This is a genomic window from Polynucleobacter sp. 39-46-10 (assembly GCF_002282275.1).
On the sequence record NZ_NCJB01000330.1, the window covers coordinates 1 to 2,429 of the forward strand.

Consider the following 2,429-nt stretch of genomic DNA (forward strand, 5'->3'; position numbering starts at 1 on the left):
AATTTCACACTGACTCTGATATATGAAACCCTTAAGCAAAAAAGCCAAGATGGCAGTTGGCTGGACAATTTTGATGACTGTTATCGGTACTGCCATGCTGCATCAATGGGAATTCTTTGCCATGGGTTGCGCTTCCATTGCGCTACTACTCCTTGCAAACCACTACGATCTATTGAAAGATCCTGAGGACAAAAAATAAGGCCCCCATCTTTCGATAGAGACCTGTATCAATCTTTTTAGATTACAGCGTTGGGTAGTCCGTATATCCCGCTTCTGCCCCACCATAAAACGTTGCACGGTTATAGGGATTCAGGGTTGCACCCTTCTGGAAACGCTCTGCTAAGTCCGGATTAGCAATATACAAACGACCATAAGCTACAGCGTCTGCCAAGCCAGCCTCTAAAACGGCCTCACCCATGGCTTGATCATATCCACCGGCACTAATGAATTGACCCTGATATGCAGCTCGGAATATCTCTGAAGTAATGGGTGCCTCAGAGTTCACCTGATCATTACCGCCAGCAGTAGTAGATCGCGGCTCAATCATATGGACATAGGACAAGTGATAGCCATTGAGCTTTTGAATCACTGCGTTGAATAAGGCAATCGGATCGCTATCAGCAATGTCATTAAAGCTGCCGTAAGGTGATAAACGCACGCCAATACGATCATTTGAAAAGACTTTAGCAACCGATTCAATCACTTCGCCTAGAAGACGAATACGATTTTCAATTGAGCCACCATACTCGTCAGTACGTTGATTGGTTTTATCTTGTAAAAACTGATCCAATAAATAACCATTGGCAGCATGAATTTCTACACCATCAAAACCTGCCGCTTTGGCATTGGCAGCAGCCAATTCAAAATCTTTTAATAGGCGAGCAATATCCGCAGTCGTCATTGCCTTCGGAGTTTCGTAATCGTGTAACTTCCAGTCAGCGCCGTAAGTTTGGCCTGCGGGGGCAATAGCAGATGGAGCCTCAGGCATACCCTGCTCAGGATGCAATGAGGAATGAGAAATACGGCCCACATGCCATAGTTGAGCAACCATCTTGCCATCCTTAGCATGTACCGCACTCACAATCTCTTTCCAAGCAGCTGTTTGCTCGGCGGAATAAATTCCAGGGGTTCCTGGATAGCCCTTGCCGATAGCAGAAATTTGCGTTGCTTCACTGATGATCAGGCCAGCACTTGCTCTTTGTGCATAGTATGTTTTTGCTAAAGGGCTTGGCACATCCCCTTCGATAGCGCGCATTCTGGTAAGTGGAGCCATCACCAAGCGATTTTTTAATTCAATGGCGCCAAGTTTGACGGGGGTAAACATGATTTCTTTTCCAGACATGAACTACTTTCTTTTAAATTAGATACATTTATTAATGGGGCAACTTTAGCAGGGATAGCATAGTCCTGCAGACACCTCACTAGACTCTTTGAAAACTCTTGCGACTGCCACGACTAATTCTTGGGCTAGACTTAAATCTAGCTTCAATACTTTCAGCGAGCGCCTGGAACTCTTCAAGATGTGCAGTAGATGCTCGAGCCACAAGCGCGATCACCCTCTTAGGAGCGGGTGGAGCTAATGGCCGAGCAAGCAATGTCGTGCCATTTAAGAGCCCTCCCTTGACCGCCATCTCAGGCAGCAGTGCAATGCCCATGCCAGACTCCACCATTTGCAACAAAGTGAGCAGACTCGTTGCCTCCACACCATCTGCATTCCGAATATCAGAGCGCTTACAGGCTTGCATAGTGTGATCGCGAAGACAGTGCCCCTCCTCCAGCAGCAATAAGCGTTCAGCCATTTTTGCGGGTAGGTGAATGTCCTTGCCTTTAAGAGCTGGATCGTCTGCTCTGGCTACCACCCAAAATTCATCGACAAACAGCTCTTTTACTAATAGACCGGCCGTGTCATATGGCAATGCAATTAATGCAAAATCCAGTTGGTGATCCACTAGACGCGCTAAGAGATTAGCGCTTAAGTCTTCGCGCAAGGCAATTTTTAGATTGGGGTAATGCTCCCGAATATCTGGCAATACATTTGGCAATAGGAATGGTGCGATAGTCGGAATCACGCCAAGGCGAATGGTTCCAGACATCGGCTTGCCAGCTGCATCCGCATATTCCACCAAATCCTGAGATGAGGCCAAGATTGCCTTAGCTCTCTCCAGAATCTCCATACCAATTGGAGTAATGGCCACGTTTTGGCGATCTCGCTCTACCAAGCGCACGCCTAGACCATCCTCAAGCTCCTTTAAGCCTGCACTTAAGGTCGACTGACCAACGAAACAGGTCTCTGCAGCCCTAGTAAAGTTCAGCTCTTGAGCAATGGCTACAAAATAGCGCAACTGACGTAATGAAGGTAAAGCAGTCATATGTTGCAAAACTCCCTATAATCGATTTATTAGATAAATAATATCATTATTATTTATTGG

3 protein-coding genes are annotated in these 2,429 nt (G+C 46.4%); 1 reads left to right on the plus strand and 2 read right to left on the minus strand.

Annotation, left to right across the window (positions count from 1 at the left end):
* The first annotated feature begins 22 nt into the window (after positions 1-22).
* Positions 23-199, plus strand: a complete 177-nt coding sequence (locus B7X71_RS15235) for a hypothetical protein (protein WP_215301116.1) — start codon at positions 23-25, stop codon at positions 197-199.
* 42 nt (positions 200-241) lie between these two features.
* On the opposite strand, the gene B7X71_RS15240 is transcribed toward B7X71_RS15235, so the two are convergent.
* Both B7X71_RS15240 and B7X71_RS15245 read right to left on the minus strand, forming a co-directional pair.
* On the minus strand, positions 242-1,342 hold the full coding sequence (locus tag B7X71_RS15240) for an alkene reductase (RefSeq protein WP_293601302.1): 1,101 nt from the start codon (positions 1,340-1,342) through the stop codon (positions 242-244).
* 79 nt (positions 1,343-1,421) lie between these two features.
* Positions 1,422-2,369 carry a hydrogen peroxide-inducible genes activator gene (locus B7X71_RS15245; protein ID WP_293601303.1) on the minus strand — a complete coding sequence of 316 codons (948 nt, stop codon included), beginning with the start codon at positions 2,367-2,369 and terminating at the stop codon, positions 1,422-1,424.
* Positions 2,370-2,429: the final 60 nt, after the last annotated feature.

What these genes read in the sequence shown, in the direction of transcription:
- B7X71_RS15235 (WP_215301116.1), top strand. Translation starts at nt 23, where the DNA reads ATGAAACCCTTAAGCAAAAAAGCCAAGATGGCAGTTGGCTGGACAATT.
- B7X71_RS15240 (WP_293601302.1), bottom strand. Translation starts at nt 1,342, where the DNA reads ATGTCTGGAAAAGAAATCATGTTTACCCCCGTCAAACTTGGCGCCATT.
- B7X71_RS15245 (WP_293601303.1), bottom strand. Translation starts at nt 2,369, where the DNA reads ATGACTGCTTTACCTTCATTACGTCAGTTGCGCTATTTTGTAGCCATT.